General features: G+C 42.3%; 18 protein-coding genes. 7 read left to right on the plus strand and 11 right to left on the minus strand.

The genetic code is table 11. The features are described from left to right. The 3 genes from SNE25_RS05550 to nagB all read right to left on the minus strand — a co-directional run bounded on the left by SNE25_RS05550 (position 1) and on the right by nagB (position 3,509). Positions 1-1,107 carry an acyltransferase family protein gene (locus tag SNE25_RS05550; protein ID WP_321564098.1) on the minus strand — a complete coding sequence of 369 codons (1,107 nt, stop codon included), beginning with the start codon at positions 1,105-1,107 and terminating at the stop codon, positions 1-3. 48 nt (positions 1,108-1,155) lie between these two features. Further along, positions 1,156-1,512 carry a four helix bundle protein gene (locus SNE25_RS05555; RefSeq protein WP_321564099.1) on the minus strand — a complete coding sequence of 119 codons (357 nt, stop codon included), beginning with the start codon at positions 1,510-1,512 and terminating at the stop codon, positions 1,156-1,158. Positions 1,513-1,586: 74 nt separating this feature from the next. Further along, positions 1,587-3,509 (minus strand): glucosamine-6-phosphate deaminase, encoded by a 1,923-nt coding sequence (gene nagB, locus SNE25_RS05560; protein WP_321564100.1) that lies wholly within the window; start codon positions 3,507-3,509, stop codon positions 1,587-1,589. 113 nt (positions 3,510-3,622) lie between these two features. Here nagB and SNE25_RS05565 point away from each other — a divergent pair, with 113 nt between their 5' ends. Together SNE25_RS05565 and SNE25_RS05570 are read left to right on the plus strand one after the other, a co-directional pair. Next, positions 3,623-4,816, plus strand: a complete 1,194-nt coding sequence (locus SNE25_RS05565) for an anhydro-N-acetylmuramic acid kinase (protein WP_321564101.1) — start codon at positions 3,623-3,625, stop codon at positions 4,814-4,816. A 55-nt stretch (positions 4,817-4,871) separates the two neighbouring features. Then, a complete protein-coding gene (locus tag SNE25_RS05570) occupies positions 4,872-6,377 on the plus strand; it encodes an NAD(P)H-hydrate dehydratase (RefSeq protein ID WP_321564102.1) in 1,506 nt (501 codons plus the stop codon). A 360-nt stretch (positions 6,378-6,737) separates the two neighbouring features. Here SNE25_RS05570 and SNE25_RS05575 read toward each other — a convergent pair whose 3' ends face one another. The 6 genes from SNE25_RS05575 to SNE25_RS05600 form a co-directional block, all read right to left on the minus strand. Next, positions 6,738-7,553, minus strand: a complete 816-nt coding sequence (locus tag SNE25_RS05575; RefSeq protein ID WP_321564103.1) for an anti-sigma factor — start codon at positions 7,551-7,553, stop codon at positions 6,738-6,740. Between the two features lie 22 nt (positions 7,554-7,575). Further along, on the minus strand, positions 7,576-8,127 hold the full coding sequence (locus SNE25_RS05580) for an RNA polymerase sigma factor (protein WP_321564104.1): 552 nt from the start codon (positions 8,125-8,127) through the stop codon (positions 7,576-7,578). Positions 8,128-8,148: 21 nt separating this feature from the next. After that, positions 8,149-9,033: a lipoyl synthase gene (gene lipA / locus SNE25_RS05585; RefSeq protein WP_321564105.1), complete on the minus strand. Its 885-nt coding sequence runs from the start codon at positions 9,031-9,033 to the stop codon at positions 8,149-8,151. A gap of 223 nt (positions 9,034-9,256) precedes the next feature. Next, positions 9,257-9,586, minus strand: a complete 330-nt coding sequence (gene ytxJ, locus SNE25_RS05590) for a bacillithiol system redox-active protein YtxJ (RefSeq protein WP_321564106.1) — start codon at positions 9,584-9,586, stop codon at positions 9,257-9,259. A 235-nt stretch (positions 9,587-9,821) separates the two neighbouring features. Next, complete coding sequence (gene ribH / locus SNE25_RS05595) at positions 9,822-10,316, minus strand: 6,7-dimethyl-8-ribityllumazine synthase (protein WP_321564107.1); 495 nt, start codon at positions 10,314-10,316, stop codon at positions 9,822-9,824. A 158-nt stretch (positions 10,317-10,474) separates the two neighbouring features. Then, the gene (locus SNE25_RS05600; protein WP_321564108.1) at positions 10,475-11,149 is read right to left on the minus strand and encodes a tetratricopeptide repeat protein; all 675 of its coding nucleotides are present in this window, start codon (positions 11,147-11,149) and stop codon (positions 10,475-10,477) included. A 299-nt stretch (positions 11,150-11,448) separates the two neighbouring features. On the opposite strand from SNE25_RS05600, the gene recF reads away from it, so the two are divergent. After that, entirely contained in the window at positions 11,449-12,549 is a 1,101-nt protein-coding gene (recF, locus tag SNE25_RS05605; protein WP_321564109.1) for a DNA replication/repair protein RecF, read from the plus strand. Further along, a complete protein-coding gene (locus tag SNE25_RS05610; RefSeq protein ID WP_321564110.1) occupies positions 12,542-12,832 on the plus strand; it encodes a DUF721 domain-containing protein in 291 nt (96 codons plus the stop codon). The genes recF and SNE25_RS05610 overlap by 8 nt, the downstream gene beginning before the upstream one ends. Here the strand turns inward: SNE25_RS05610 and SNE25_RS05615 are convergent. Both SNE25_RS05615 and SNE25_RS05620 read right to left on the minus strand, forming a co-directional pair. Beyond that, positions 12,819-13,013 (minus strand): hypothetical protein, encoded by a 195-nt coding sequence (locus tag SNE25_RS05615; protein WP_321564111.1) that lies wholly within the window; start codon positions 13,011-13,013, stop codon positions 12,819-12,821. The two genes, SNE25_RS05610 and SNE25_RS05615, sit on opposite strands and share 14 nt — an antisense overlap. A 161-nt stretch (positions 13,014-13,174) precedes the next feature. Continuing rightward, the gene (locus tag SNE25_RS05620) at positions 13,175-13,594 is read right to left on the minus strand and encodes a nucleoside-diphosphate kinase (protein ID WP_321564112.1); all 420 of its coding nucleotides are present in this window, start codon (positions 13,592-13,594) and stop codon (positions 13,175-13,177) included. Positions 13,595-13,717: 123 nt separating this feature from the next. On the opposite strand from SNE25_RS05620, the gene SNE25_RS05625 reads away from it, so the two are divergent. The 3 genes from SNE25_RS05625 (at position 13,718) to SNE25_RS05635 (ending at position 16,773) form a co-directional block, all read left to right on the plus strand. Further along, on the plus strand, positions 13,718-14,728 hold the full coding sequence (locus SNE25_RS05625; protein WP_321564113.1) for a DHH family phosphoesterase: 1,011 nt from the start codon (positions 13,718-13,720) through the stop codon (positions 14,726-14,728). A gap of 14 nt (positions 14,729-14,742) precedes the next feature. After that, entirely contained in the window at positions 14,743-15,708 is a 966-nt protein-coding gene (locus SNE25_RS05630) for an FKBP-type peptidyl-prolyl cis-trans isomerase (RefSeq protein ID WP_321564114.1), read from the plus strand. A gap of 63 nt (positions 15,709-15,771) precedes the next feature. Beyond that, on the plus strand, positions 15,772-16,773 hold the full coding sequence (locus SNE25_RS05635; protein ID WP_321564115.1) for an FKBP-type peptidyl-prolyl cis-trans isomerase: 1,002 nt from the start codon (positions 15,772-15,774) through the stop codon (positions 16,771-16,773). Positions 16,774-16,777 lie beyond the last annotated feature (4 nt).

The following is a 16,777-nucleotide window of genomic DNA, read 5'->3' on the forward strand; positions in this document are numbered from 1 at the left end:
TTATATTTTGATAAAGATTTTTTTGATGTAGAACATCCACATCACCAGCCATAAAATAATCACCGTAAATATGGCGCTTGCCAGTGACGCGTTGATAGGTGAAAAGTACGGTGCGAACAGGGTTTGATAAATGGAAGCGCCTTTGATTTTGATCATGTCCATGTAATGCGGAATAAAACCCGAGAGCACGTAAGCAGTAATGGCATTAGCGCCAAACACCACAAAGAAATAAGTGAACCTTTTACGGCCCTGCACGTCAATAAGCCAGTAACTCAGAGAAAGTGCAATAGTAGCCAGACCGCCGGTGAATAATACAAATGAACTTGTCCATAAGGCTTTGTTAATAGGAAAGAACAAGTCCCAGATTAAACCAGCCACTACAGCTAATACACCATAGGTGAACATCCAGCTTACTTTTACATTTTCGTCGCGGTCCTTTCGTTTCAGCCAGCTGCCTACCCGTATGCCAAATAAACCGGTAGCCACAGCAGGTATCGTCCCTAACAAACCTTCCGGATCCCAGGTATGCGATTCGCGCCATAGGTGGTTGGTGGTAAATACAAGCCTATCTATCCATGCGCCCATATTGGTTTCTGATTCAAGATTGGCATAACCCACACCCGGTACGGGGATAAAGGTCATGATAATAAAATAACCAATTAAAGCGAATGCAAATATCCAGTCGCGTGTTTTTTGGGATGTTTTTAAATATAGTATGGTGCAGATAAAGTAAACCAGTGCAATACGCGGCAATACACCCGGCAAACGCAGGTGCGCCAAACCACCTTCGGGATGAAAGATCAGTTGTGTAATCCACGGGATAGCGATCAATATTGCCGTACGGCGCAGCGCGGTTAATATCATTTTGCCATGCGGCATGGTGGTTTTCTTGCTTTCCATAGCATATACCACAGATACGCCAACCATAAACAAAAAGAATGGAAACACCAGGTCGGTAGGGGTACAGCCATTCCATTTGGAATGTTCAAGTGGTGGGTAAATGTGTCCCCAATCGCCCGGATCATTTACCAGGATCATAGCTGCTATGGTGGCCCCGCGCATTACATCGAGGGAGAGGAGTCGTGGGCTTTTGATTTGCGTAGTCATTAGGTTGTACGTTTTACGTGGTACGTTATACGTTTTTATGGACTTATATTATTTATTTCTTACTTTTTCTATTAGATTTATATTCATCGCTCTCACCTTGTTGATCTTCTCCTGTAGAATGTTAAAGTCGTTTTCTGAAAGGTAGTTTAGATCTTTCGCTAATATGGTTAGATAATCTGTTTCGTTAGTAGATCCTAGTGAAATTTGAAGAAAGTTTGCAAAGTCTTTGGCCGTATGTCTGCCGCAGCCTTCGGCTATATTGCAAGATATGGATGTGGCAGCCCTTCGTGGCTGAGAGGTAACACCAAATATTTCTTCTTTTGGAAACTTTTTAGACGCTTCATAAATTTTAAGAGTAAGCTGATGAGCTTCTTGCCATAAAATCAGCTCCTTAAATTTTTGCATAGCAATAACTTAATTATATAACGTGCTACATTTAACTAAAAACGTAGCACGTACCACATCAAACGTATAACCCCTTAAAATTTATATCTCATAAACGCCTCCATGGCCTCATATTCAGCGAGGCCAAGGCGGTCATAGCGCTGAGCGGTGTCACGGGTACGGTCCTCGGCGCGCACCCAGAACTCACGGGCATCATCACCCGGGAACACGGGACGATCCTTTTGCGACTGGTGCTTGAAGATGGCATTGCGCTTGCGGATCACCTCCTGGGGAGATAAAGGCACGGCCATCTCAATCTCATAAGTTTCAAACTCATGCCATGCCCCGCGGTACATCCAGAGCCAGCAATCCTCCACCCAGGCCTCCTTGCCCTTCAGACGGTCCAAAGCAGCCAGGATAATTTTAAAGCATACCAAATGCGTGCCGTTCGGATCAGCAAAATCACCGGCCGCAAAGATCTGCTGGGGTTTCACCTGTTGCAGCAGTTCGATGGTCAGCAGGATATCCTCCTCGCCCACGGCATTCTTTTTGGTTTTACCCGTTTCGTAAAAAGGCAGGGCCATAAAATGGATATGGTCATCATGCAACCCCGCGTAACGGGCCCCCGAGATGGCCTCGGTCTTGCGGATAAACCCTTTCACGTTGCGGATCTCCTGGGTATCGATCTGGTTGGGCTGTTTCTGCGGGAAGAAAGCCCTCATGTCCTCGTATAGTTTTTTCAGGTGACCGGTGTCCTCACCAATGCTGTTGGTAAAGTCAATGGCAAACTCCATGTACCGCAATACATCATCATCCCACACGGCGGTATTGCCCGAAGTCTGGTAAGCCACATGTACATCATGTCCTTGATCCACCAAACGGATAAACGTGCCGCCCATAGAGATCACATCATCATCCGGGTGTGGAGAAAAGATGATGGAACGTTTCTTGGCTGGTAAAGCCCTTTCCGGGCGCTGCGAATCATCCGCATCGGGCTTGCCACCCGGCCATCCGGTAATGGTATGCTGTATCTTATTAAAAATATCAATGTTGATGTTGTATACCGGCCCCTGCTCTACGGCTAACTGCGCCATACCATGGTTGTTGTAATCCTCCTCGGTGAGCTTCAGTACCGGCTTGCCAATGGTATCGGCCAGCCAGATCACGGCTTTCTTCTTTAAAACCTTGTCATCCCAGGAACAGTCTTTTACTAACCAGGGGGTATCAAAACGGGTGAGCTCGGAAGCGGCGGCCTCATCCAGTACAAACTCCACGTTATCGGACAGCTGCAGGTAAGTAGCCGGAACATCGCCCGACATTTCGCCCTCCACGGCTTTCTTGATGATAGGGGCCTTCTTTTTGCTCCAGGCCATCAGGATGATCTCGCGGGCCTTGAAGATGGTGCCGATACCCATGGTGATGGCCTTGGTAGGCACATTGGCCTTACCGCCAAAATCACGGGAAGCATCATTGCGGGTCAAATCATCCAAAGTCACCAGGCGGGTACCCGAATTGGGTGCAGAGCCCGGCTCGTTGAACCCGATGTGACCGGTACGGCCGATCCCTAAGATCTGGAGGTCGAGGCCGCCGAGAGCTTCGATCTTGTGCTCATAATCGAGGCAGAAAGCCGCCACGGCATCCTGTTCCAGGGTACCATCGGGTATGTGCACATTAGCCTTATCAATATCCACATGGCTGAACAGGTTCTCGTACATGAAGGTGACATAGCTTTGGGCCGCATCGGGCTTCATGGGATAATACTCATCGAGGTTGAAAGTGATCACATCCCGAAAAGACAAGCCCTCTTGTTGATGCAACCGCACCAGTTCGGCATACACGCCAATGGGGGTAACGCCGGTAGCCAAACCTAAAACGGCTTTTTGTCCCTTGCTTTGTTTGCTGCGGATCAAAGCAGCAATCCTTGCGGCCACCGCCACGGATGCCACCTGCTGGTTATCATAAACGCTTACCGGCAGCTTCTCGTACCGGGTCTCTTCCAATAAATTTAATCGGGCCATGTATAAGGATTAATAAGTTTGTATGCTTGTTCCAAACAAATATATCAGATATTTACATAGTGCAGCTATTAAATTAACTTTTATAAAAACGCAATAAACTGTAATTTAAACCCATGTCGTCGCTTAATCAAAATCTGCAAAAACTCTTTACCATTGCCCAAAAACCTGTTAAAGTCGGTATCGGCTTAATGTCAGGCACCTCGCTTGACGGGTTGGATATAGCCTTATGCAGCTTTACAGGTAACGGCCTGCAAACCAGTTTTAAGCTGCTGCAATTTATTACTATACCTTATGGTCAAAGTTTTAAAAATGAGGTGCAGCAGGTATTTGCCCGTAAAACCGTTGATCTGGAGCAGATCACTTTATTGAATGCTTTTATTGGTGATTATCATGGTGAACTGGTATTGCAAGCGCTCGAAATGTGGAAAATTAACCCGGTTCTGGTCGATTTTATAGCCAGTCATGGCCAAACCATATACCACGCGCCTAAAAGACTGCATCAGCGCCCGGGTTATTCTAATGCAACTTTACAGATTGGCGACGGCGATCATCTGGCAGTAAAAACCGGAATATTGACCATCAGCGATTTCAGGCAGAAACATATAGCTGCCGGGGGAGAAGGTGCTCCATTAGCATTATATGGCGATGTATTGTTAGGTAGCAAGCCTGGCGAAAACAGGATATTGCTTAACATTGGCGGCATTGCCAATTTAACCTATTTACCTGCTGATGGTGATACGGCCAAAGTGTTATGCACTGATATTGGTCCGGGCAATACCTTGATTGATGCGGCCTGTCGTAAATATTTTAATGTGGCGTATGACCAGGATTCGGCTATTGCCAATAAAGGAAAGGTAAATGATGTATTGCTCGCGACCCTGCTTGATCATCCATTTTTCAACGAGGAATTACCAAAAACAACCGGACCGGAATTGTTTAGTCTCACGTATGTAGAGCAAGCACAGGCACGATCAGAGACTGAAAATATTAGGAATGAGGATTTGATTAGTACACTGAGTATGTTCACCGTGGTATCTATCGTGAATTTTATTAAGCAGCATATAGTGGCAGATAGTCTGAACATATTTGTAAGCGGAGGCGGTGCAAGAAACCCATTTGTGATCACCCATTTGAAAAAGGCATTTGCTGATACGACTATTGCCGATACAGGCAGCCTTGGAATAGACCCCGATGCCAAGGAGGCTATATTATTTGCTTTGTTGGGCAATGAAGCCTTGTGTGGAGAACCTATTGTTATTGGAAATAATCCCGCGGTGTTAATGGGCAAGTTCAGTTTTCCGCTTTGATTATATCATTAGCTTTTCGCAAAACAAAACATATAATTCCTTACTTTAGAATTATATGCTGCCTTTACTTATTTCTGAACAAATACGACAGGCTGACGCTTATACCATAGCCAACGAACCCATAACTTCGGTCGACCTGATGGAGCGTGCCTCAAAAGCTTTTGTTGGCTGGTTCATTAATCATTTTCCAGATAAAAAGCAATCTATATCCTTTTATTGCGGTACGGGCAATAATGGGGGCGACGGATTGGCTATTGCCCGGATATTAAGTCAGCACCAGTATAAAAAGTTGCGGGTTTACATAGCGCGTTTCAGTGATAAGACCTCTGACGATTTTGAGGTTAACCTGACACGGCTTAAACAAGCCGGTATTTCCCTTACTGAAATAAGTAAAGGCGATAGGGTTCCGGATGACGATAGTTCCGTTATTGTTGACGCGCTGCTGGGCAGCGGCCTAAACAAACCCCTCACTGAAAATTATGAGCGATTGGTAAAACACATCAATGAGCTCCATAAAACTATTGTCGCGGTTGATGTACCAACCGGATTTTTTTCGGAAGGAGAGGTGCAGCCTAACTCTACAGCCATAAAAGCTGAGCTTGTGATCACTTTTCAGCAACCTAAGATCAACTTTCTGCTGCCCGAATCAGCTCCATATATTAATTGCTGGGAAGCGGTTAACATCGGCATTGATGAAAAATATGTACAATCGCTCAACTCCCCATATCAATTTGTGGAGGAGAAGGACGTAAGATCGTTCCTTAAACCCCGACACCGTTTTAGCAATAAAGGAACTTACGGTCATGCACTGACCATTGCGGGCCAGGCGAAAACCATGGGAGCGGCCCTGCTTTGTTCTTCGGCTGCCGTACATGCCGGGGCCGGATTAACAACCGCCTGCGTGCCAGAAAGCGGCCTTATCGCTTTAAATAGTTACCTGCCCGAAATTATGGCCATCATAAGAAATGATCATGAGGTACCCGAAATTGAATGGGATAAATTTAGTTCAATTGCAGTTGGCCCAGGTCTGGGTAAAGACAATGATGCTATAGCTTTACTTTTCGCTATCATTAAAAATTACAAAAAACCTGTGGTTATTGATGCCGACGCCCTTAATTTGTTAGCTGATGATAAAGAGCTTTTAAGGCATTTGCCTGCCGGGAGCGTTTTAACCCCACACATGAAAGAGTTTGACAGGTTGTTTGGCGAACACAAAAATTGGTGGAACAGGCTGCAAACAGGAATAGAGCAGGCTCAAAAACTAAATCTGTACATCGTTTTAAAGAATGACTACACGATTACTATAGCCCCCGATGGTAAGGCTTATTTTAATTCAACAGGCAACCCGGCTATGGCATCCGGGGGAATGGGAGATGTGCTTACCGGTGTCATCGCTGCGCTTTTAGCTCAAAAATATACTTCATTGCAAGCTTGCCTCGCAGGGATTTATATACATGGAAAAGCTGGTGATGAGCTGGCATTGCCTAATCGCTTAAATGTAGTTTTACCGGGTAAATTGGCTGCACACTTACCTGTTACCATGGCAAAATTAATGGCATAAAAAACGGTTGCAAGTATTTATACAACCGTTTTTAATTAACTATTAACTGATCTTATAAAGAACTAAATACTCAAAATTTAAAGGTTAGATTTCCTGATATAAATCAGGTTTTTCAAACTAACTATTCATAAGACACCCGAACTGGGGTATTTGTTACAAAAAAAAGGATAATTGCTTTAGAATTTAGTTAAATAATTGTTAAATAACGGTATAAAGGTATGTTTTATTTATAAAATAACGTAAAAATGCTTTAATATTATATAAAGCAACCCGAATATGACAATAAAAACTAAAATTTAACACCTATGTGAGGATAGGCTGATATGATAAAAATAATAAAAACGGGAGGGGAATAGCTAATTAAAATTTACCTAAAACCACCATTTGGTCCATGGTAGGATTAACGCTGCCACCCTTAGGTTCGAGTGTTACGGCAAAGGCATCGGCCAGGGCAATCGGTTTCATTTCTTTCATATTGGCGGAGTCGGCTGGCGCGTCGAAAACGCCCAGATCAACAGGCTTGCCACCTACCAATGCCCAAAGCTGGTATTGGTGATCTTTATCATTTTGAGGCAATTTTACATTGCTCATATCAATAATTACTTTTTTCTGTGCTGCACTAAATGCAACGGTTACAGCCAGAGCCGGATTTTTAGTTCCCTGCAGCATTAGTAATTTAAAGGATGGATCCCGGAAAATACTTAATTGGCGGTCCATTAAATTAACCCTATTGCTAAACCGTTGGTTTTGCACTTGTAATGCCACTAACTGGCTTTTTGACTGCTGCAGGTTTGAATATACGTTCACCAAAGCAATACTACTTGCTATTAATAATGTAAGGGAGGCTGCAAAAGCATATTTATAAAAATTGCTTCCTCCGCCGGCAGGTAAAGTTACAATGTTGTCTTCTTCGTAAGATGTGCTTTCTTCGTGATGTGGCGCTGCTGTAAAATTATTATCATCGCCCAAATTGGTCAGGATGCTGCCTAACACACGGCTGCGTAAATTTTCTGACGGTTCAACAGCATTCGCTTGTGCATATAATTCCATTGACTGCTCAATAGCATCCAGTTCTGCCTTTATCTCCGGATATTTTAAAGCCATCTCTTCCACCAGCAACTTTTCGCCGGGGCTTATATCCCCCAGAACGTAAAGCTCCAGTATCCCTGATTCCATATATGCTTTTATATCTTCCACTTCAATTAAAATGTTTTCTGAGCTGCTGTATGCCCATCCTTAACCTCGTTTTGATGGTACCAAGCGGAACGCCCAGTTCATCAGCAGCTTCAACATGTGTATACCCCTGGAAATACACCAGATCAATAATTGATTTTTGCTCGGGTTTTAAGGTGTCAACCAAATCCTTCACCCCCATCAACTCCGGTTTATAAACCGTGTTTCTTTGTTCGTCAATGGAAGTTACGTTATTTTCAATCTCCTGGTTTTTATTCTGATTCTTAAAATCTTTTGATCTGATCTTGTCTATCGCGAGGTTACGCGCAATATTAACCATCCAGGTAAATAAACGGCCTTTTTCGGCACTATAGCCTGAAAAGGAATGCCAGATTTTTACAAAGGTTTCTTGTAAAACATCTTCGGATATGGCGGTGTCAATAACAATACGTGAAATTATTCCATATAATGAAGCAGAATACATATCATATAAAGCTTCAATAGCAATTTTTTCATGGTTCCTTAGCGAAAGGACCAGTTGCTCTTCTGTTAGCGATATTTTATGTTTCTTGCTCAACTATGTGAATATATAAAGGAATTATAATATATCAAACAGATGTTTTTCTGCATGATAGGATGAGCGTACCAATGGTCCGCTTTCCACGTATTTAAAACCCTTATCTAATCCAAATTGTTTGAGCCTGGCAAATTGATCAGGGTGAATCCAGTCAATTACCGGGTGATGGTTACGTGTAGGCTGTAAATATTGCCCAAGAGTTAGGATATGTACGCCGGCAGCCAGCAGGTCGTCCATTGCTTCTAAAATATCGTCTTCGGTTTCGCCTAAACCCAGCATAATACCCGATTTGGTACGCAAACCTGCTTCCGAAACGTGTTTTAAAGCCTCCAGGCTGCGATCGTATTTGGCTTGTATGCGTACTTCTTTGGTCAAACGGCGTACAGTTTCCAGGTTATGTGATACTACCTCGGGCCGGGTTTCCAAAACACGGGCAAGGTTATCCCAGTTACCCCTGAAATCGGGTAGTAAAGTCTCTAAAGTGGTATTAGGGCTTTCGCGGCGTATGGCATTAATGGTTTCGGCCCAGATGATAGATCCGCCGTCTTTCAGGTCGTCACGGTCAACAGAGGTAATAACACAGTGTTTTACCTGCATCAGCTTAACCGAAGTTGCCACCCGGTTAGGCTCGTCAATATCAACCGCTAAAGGCCGGCCTGTTGCTACCGCGCAAAAAGAGCATGACCGAGTACAAATATTACCCAGGATCATGAAGGTAGCCGTTCCCGCTCCCCAGCACTCGCCCATGTTAGGACAATTGCCGCTCTCGCAAATGGTGTGCAGCTTATGTTCATCAACCAAACCGCGCACATGAGCATACTCTTTTCCAATAGGAAGCTTAACTCTGAGCCAGTCTGGCTTACGTTGAGGCTGGCTAACAGCGGGAACTACCGGTAAATCAATCATGGTACAAATGTAATTAAAAACCAAATAACCCTTTAGGGGCTAACGGGTAAGTTTTACGAATAGATTATAATAGTAGAAAGGAATAAGAATTAAGAGTCAGGAAATAAGATGCTGAGCACCGCAGCAGCATGGCGGGTAAACCTTCACGCACGCTTCTTCGACAAGCTCAGGATGGCAGGTTATTTTTAGCTTATCAATGATACCGGTAAAATTTCTGAAACTGCTAATTTAAAACTGAAAGGGCCTCTTCGATAGAGATGCCGCCATGTGATTGGTCAAGTATGCATTCGCCATCTTTTATCAGCAATAACTGGGGCGATTCATGATGCACCTGGAAAACTTCGGCTACCTGTTTTGAAAGGTCACGATAACTGATCAGATCCAGAAAATAAAGGGGCATATCTTCAGGTAAATCTTCCCAGTCGAGCTCAAAACGCCTTTTGGCCATCATACTGATGGAGCAGCGGGTGCTGTGTTTAAATATAAGGCTGTAACCTTGATTTTGTTTAATTTGAGTTATTTGATCTGCCGACTCCAACGATATCCAATTCATAAAATAATTATATAGTATACTGTGTTACAACGTAATTATAACACAAAAACTGCTAATAGTTTTGGGCGAAAATAAAAAATGACAATATCCTGTTATCTGCCGCTTTTAGGATATGAACCATAAGCAGGGCATAATTTATTTGAGCATGATGAGATCATGCTTCCAACAACCAGGGCAATAAGCGCTATGTAAATAACTTTTTTCATTTTATATTAACTAACAGTTTTTACGAAAATTAACTCCTTAATGTTTCGGCAAGGGCGGCCATTTTTATAGCTGTAATGGCAGCTTCGTCGCCTTTATTACCATGTTTACCACCGGCACGGTCAATAGCCTGCTGTTGGTTATCAGTGGTTAATACACCAAATATAACGGGTTTTGAATATTTTATAGCAACATTGCTTATCCCATTTGCTACCGCGTTGCAAATAAAATCAAAATGCCGGGTTTCTCCCTGTATTACACATCCCAAGCAGATCACCGCATCTAATTTATCATTTTTTAATAACAGATCAGCGCCGGATGTTAATTCAAAGCTGCCTGGTACCGAGTAGGTGTAAATATGCTCGGGCAATGCTCCATTATTAACAAGGCTTTGGTAAGCGCCCTGATAAAGTGCATTAGTAATTTCAGCATTCCATTCGGCTACAACTATGCCAAAGCGGTATGCTATGGCCGATGGTATTTCGGTTTGAGAAAAGTCTGATAAATTTTTAAGCTGTGTAGCCATTTTGATTTCGGATTTATGTTGATTTCGGATTTTTAATTTCGGAATTGTTTTTTATTGTAGTTCAAATCCTCTGTAAAAAAAATGTCCGATTTCGGATTTCATGGCTCTGTAAGTCAATAAATCCAAAATCGAACATCCCAAATTCGAAATTTTAATTATTATTTCGCTTCTGCGCGTGCAATATATTCGTCAATATTTTGTGCTTCTGCACTTTCCGGATATTCTGTTTTTATCCTTTTATAAGCTTCGGCGGCAGATTTGCTGTCTTTTTGTTCTTCGTAAACAAGGCCAAGCTTTTTTAGGTAAAGCGGCGATAAAAATTTATTTTTTGCTTTATCAACTGCCTTATTAAAATAGGTTATCGCATTGCTGTAATCTTTTAACTCTACGTAAGCATCGCCCGCACTTCCATAAGCTTCGGCAGCTACCATGCTATCGTCGCCGTGGTAGTTGTTTAGGTTGTCAATAGCCTTACGGTATTCGCCTTTGTTTAAATAAGCGGTACCCAAGTAAAAGTAAGCAAGGTTTGCTGCCTTGGTATTGCTGTATTCGCTGATGATCTTTTCAAAACCAGGATAGCTGGCATCGCCTTTAATAGCTTTGTCCCAATCTTTTTTGGCCCAAAAATCCTGCGCAACGTGCATTTGATCTGCAGCTGTTATTTCGCGCGGACCCAAATATAATTTCAGATACAGAAGATAAATAGCAATGAGGGCAATAATAGCCCCACCTATAAATAATAGGCTTTTTTGATTCTCGCGTACAAAATTGCCGCTGTGCCCGATATTACTTTCCGGTGATGCAACTTTGGTATTCGCCTGGGTTTTTGACATTGTTGTTACAAAATTAAGTTTGCAAAGTTACGGTTTTCAAAATTTCTGGCAATACCTTTTAAATTAAATAATTAAAGTTTTGTTGGTGGGTTAACCCATGCAAAAAATAAAGCTGTTCAATTAGGTAAAAAAGTAGCTATAGTGAAGTGGTAAATAAATACAGGACATTCCAAGCAACTCAGAAACAGGTAAATAATCTTGCTATCTATTGGCTGTTTACAAAAAATGTAAAAATACCCTGATTGTGGAAACTTAATACAAATACCGAAGAACTAATTGCCTAAATTTGCCTTCCCGTTATGTATTTGCAACAGCTGTCAGTTATTAATTTTAAGAATTATGAAGAGGCCGAACTTGTTTTTAGCGAGGGGGTGAATGCCTTTACCGGAAATAACGGAGCCGGTAAAACCAATCTGCTCGATGCTATTCATTACCTCTCGTTGTGCAAAAGCTATTTTAACCCCATTGACAGCCAGCAGATAAAACAGGGCACCGATTTTTTTATCATTACCGGTGTTTTTAATAAAAATAATCAGACCGAGGCTGTGGCCTGTTCTGTAAAACGTAACCAGAAAAAACAATTTAAGCGCAACAAGAAAGATTATCAGCGCCTGGCCGATCATATAGGTTTACTGCCGCTGGTGATGATATCGCCGTATGATACCAGTATTATTACCGATGGCAGTGAGGAGCGCCGCAAGTTTATCGATAATGTAATATCACAAACAGATAACCATTACCTCGACGAATTGATTACTTATAATAAGGTACTGGCCAACCGTAACGCGCTGTTAAAGCTCATTGCAGATACCGGCCGTTATGACCCGGGACTGCTGGAAGTACTTGATGAGCAGCTAACTGCTTCGGGCAACCGGATTTTTGAAAGGCGCAAGGCCTTTATGGAAAACTTTACGGAGATATTTAACAGGCATTACGGTTTTTTAAGCGATGGGGCGGAGCAAGTAGAGCTGGTTTATGAATCGCAACTGCTGCAGGATGATTTTGCTGTTTTGCTGAAAAAAAGTGTGGAGCGCGACAGGGTGCTGGAGCGCACCACAATGGGCATACATAAAGACGATCTTCAGTTTGGCATACATGGCATGCCCATGAAAAAATTTGGATCGCAGGGACAGCAGAAGTCTTTTCTGATAGCGCTTAAACTTGCGCAGTACACATTTTTATATCAGCAAAAAGGGTTTAAGCCCCTGTTACTGCTTGATGATATTTTTGACAAGCTTGATGATGACCGCGTTACCAAGCTCATGAAAATGGTATCAAATAATGATTTTGGACAAGTATTTATTACCGATACCAGTGTAAGCAGGGTTGAAAATGTTTTTAATAAAATAGCGGTAGGCGTGAAACTATTTAAAGTAACAGGAGGGGCAATTGATGCGTAAAGCAAATGACAAATCGTTAAAAGAGGCTATTGAACAAATGCTTAACGTTTATAAAATTAAACGCCGTTTTGATGAAACTGCTGTGGTTGCCGCCTGGCCCGAGCTGGTTGGCAAGCCCGTGGCTAACCGCACTAAAGAGTTATTTATACGCGACAAAAAACTGTTTTTACGTATCGAATCGTCAGTAATAAAAAACGAACTGATGATGATGCGCGCGCAGATAATGGATAAGATAAATGAAAAGGCTAACAGCGTGTTGGTAGAGGAGGTTATTTTTCTTTAGAAAAACGCAGCTTTTGTTTTACACCGATATCATCATTGATTACCGAGTAAGCAAAAATAAATATCCCCGGAATAATAAAAGCGAGCTGAACTTCGGGGTGTGCCTTATAAAGCAATATGGTTGCAGCTGTTAAACACACAATCAGCAGCAAATATATGATGCATTTCAAAAACAGTTTCATACAATTAACTTTAATTAGCCGGGTACTAAATACAGAAGTGTAATCAAAACAGAATGTTACCCCCCTGTTAGGTAAATTTACAAAACCAATATTGAAAAAGAACAAAAAAAATGATAATTACAGGCGTAATTAACTCATTAACACCTGTAATTATCTAATGATTAAAATTTTTCGAAAGCCGAAAAGAAGAAGTTGCCTTCAATTTCAGCATTCTCATCAGAGTCAGATCCGTGAACTGCATTTGCTTCAATTGATTTAGCGAATAAGTTACGGATAGTGCCTTCTTCTGCCTTTGACGGATCGGTTGCGCCAATCAGCTTGCGGAAATCTTCAATAGCATTGTCTTTCTCTAATATAGCAGCTACAATTGGTCCTGATGACATGAATTCAACCAATGCTTTGTAAAAAGGGCGTTCTTTATGAACTTCATAAAACTGACCGGCTTTTTCGGCGCTTAAAGCAGTATATTTAAGAGCGATGATCTTGAATCCGCTCTTGGTAATTTTGTCTAAAATTGCACCAATATGCCCGTTTGCAACTGCGTCGGGCTTTATCATGGTAAAAGTTCTGTTGGTTTTCATTCTTGCTTTTTAAAATTGCCGCAAAAATAGGGTTTTACATCTGTAACATAAAGCGTTTTGAATTAAATTAGATGGTTTGTATTTAATTTATTTATTTAGCTTTGCAACTCTTTTTTAAAATTGATGTTAGATTTAGCCGCGCTTAAAAACCTCTTAGCTCAACCTCAAAAAATAGTGATCACCACCCATCATAAACCCGATGGTGATGCTATGGGTTCGTCGTTAGGATTGTACAACTACCTGATACAGCAAGGCCATCATGCCAAAGTGATTACCCCTACAGATTATCCCGACTTTTTGAGCTGGATGCCTGGCAACGAAGAGGTTATCATTTTTACCGAACAAACAGCGCAATCGGCTGCTTTAATTGCTGATGCGGATCTGATATTCTGTCTTGATTTTAACGCCCTGGGCCGTATTAACGAAATGGGAGTGTTAGTAGGCGAAAGCCCGGCTTACAAGATCATGATCGATCATCACCTGGAGCCCGAAGATTTTGATGATTACCGCCATTGGAACATCAATGCCTGCGCTACAGCTCAGCTCATTTATGATTTTATTGTTAATGAACTGCACCATTCTGAATTAATTAATAAGGATGTGGCTACCTGTTTATATACGGGTATCATGACCGATTCGGCATCGTTCAGGTTGCCAAATACCACCTCAGCCGTACACCGCATAGTAGCCGAATTGATTGATGCGGGCGCGGTTAACTGGCGTATACATGAGCTGGTTTATAATAGTGCATCAGAGAGCCGTTTACGCTTCCTGGGCCACTGCCTGGCTAATTGCCTGGAGGTTTTGCCTGAGTATAATACCGCAATTATTGCCGTAGGTAAACACGATCTGGAAAAATTTGACGTTGATACAGGTGATACTGAAGGTATAGTGAATTATGCTTTATCAATAGCCAGCATCCGTTTGGCAGCATTTATAGTGGAGCGGAAAGATAAGGTTAAGCTTTCGCTGCGCTCAAAAGGCGAATTTCCTGCAAACGAGATCGTTAAAAAATATTTTAGCGGCGGTGGTCACCGCAACGCGGCCGGCGGTCATTCAAACGACAGTCTTGAACAGGTTGTACAACAATTTAAATTAATATTACCCGAATATAAAAAACTATTAATACAGTAAGAAAAACAGTAAAAATGAAAAGAAAATTAATGTTCTTGTCTCTTGCGGCTATAGGTTTAGCAAGTTGCAACGGTGGATTTAAGCAGGGCGATGGCGGTTTGCTTTATAACATCCACACCTCAAAAGGCGGTGCAAAAATCAAAGAAGGTGACTTTGTGAGCCTTAACATGGTAATTAAAACCGACGGCGACTCTATATTGAACAGCACCTATGAAAGCGGTCAGCAGGCAAAAATGGCTATGCCAAAATCTCAAAGCAAAGGTGATATTGTGAGCGGTATAAACTTGCTTGGCGAGGGCGATAGCGCCACATTTAAAATAGCTGCCGATTCTTTGTTTAAAAATGGCCAGCAACGTCCTCCGGGTTTTAAAAGCAAATATGTAGTATATACCGTTAAAATTGAAAAAGTAATTGCAAAAGGATCACTTAACGAGCAGGTTTTCCGCGGCCGTATTACCGACTACTTAAAATCAGAAACTGAAGCCGTTAAAAAACAAGAGCCTGCTAAAATTCAAAAATATATTGCCGATCATCACCTGAAACTTGAAAAAACAGCGTCAGGTTTGCAATATGTAATCACCAATCCGGGTACAGGCGCAAAACCGGCAGTTGGCGATACTGCCGTTGTAAACTATACAGGTAAACAAACTAATGATAAAGTATTTGATACCAGCATAAAAGATATTGCGAAAAAAGAAAAAGTACAGATGGATCCAATGCGTCAGTTTGCTCCAATCCGTATTCCTGTTGGTGAAGGTAAAGTAATACCAGGCTGGGACGAGGGTTTGCAACTCCTGAACAAAGGTGCAAAAGCAACCTTCATCATCCCTTCTGATATCGCTTACAAAGACCAGGGAGTAGGCCCTATCGGTCCATACTCTCCGCTTGTTTTTGAAGTGGAAATGGTAGACATTGTTAAACCAAACCCCAATGCGCCAAAACCGGTTGCACCACAAATGCAGCCACCGGCAGCCAAATAATTAAGAACATTCATCCACAGCCTTTCTGCCCACAGGCAGAAAGGCTTTTTTTATTTATTACTTATGAAGAAGAATCCTGTTTATTTCCTGTTGTCATTATTCGCTTTGTTAACCACAAGCGCTTATGCGCAGGACCCGAGACCTAATATGCAGCCCACGCCAAAGGGAGCATTTTATCAGAAATTCACCAACAATACCGGCGAAAAAATAAAGCTGAACGATGTAATTACATTTAACTTTATCCAAAAAACCGATAAGGATTCTATTCTTTTCAGCACCTATAAATCGGGTAAACCGGTACAGGCGCAAATACAACCTTCACAAAATGTGGGCGATTTAATGGATGTATTCCCTTTATTAGCTGTTAAAGACAGTGCGCTGGTTAAGGTACCAACCGACTCGGTTTTTAAAGGTCATGAAGAAGCCCGTCCGCCGTTTTTTCCAAAAGGAAGCTATTTAACATTCATCCTTAAAATTGAAAAGGTACAATCATTAACCGATGCCATCGCCGAAAAAAAGGCAGAAGGGCAGAAGTTAAAAGATAATGAAGCCGCTGCTGCTAACAGTTATATAGCCACTAATAAAATAAACGCCACAACAACAGCATCGGGCTTAAAGTATGTAATTACCCAGCCATCTGTAAAGCGTAAACCTGTTGCCGGCGATACCGTACTGGTAAACTATACCGGGCGTATATTAAGCGGTAAAGTTTTCGATTCGAGTATTGAAGCCGAAGCCAAGAAAGCCGGTTTGGATCAGCCTGGCCGCCCATATGAACCTATCAGTGTTGTGGTTGGCCAGGGCCAGGTAATCCCGGGTTGGGACGAAGGTCTGCTTTTATTGAACGAAGGATCAAAAGCTACCCTGATTGTTCCATCGGCCCTTGCCTATGGCGAAAAGGGCGCGGGGCAGGATATTCCTCCTTACAGCACACTGCTGTTTGATGTAGAACTGGTGCAAGTGAAGCCAGCCAAACACGCGCCTGTCGCTAAAAAAACCGGCATAATAAGCCCGGGCAAAAAGCGGGTGTACAGAAAAACACCGGTAAGTAAAAAGAAAAATTAACATA

Origin of the sequence: Mucilaginibacter sabulilitoris (genome assembly GCF_034262375.1) — a bacterium.
In the GTDB taxonomy this organism is placed as follows: Bacteria; Bacteroidota; Bacteroidia; order Sphingobacteriales; family Sphingobacteriaceae; genus Mucilaginibacter; species Mucilaginibacter sabulilitoris.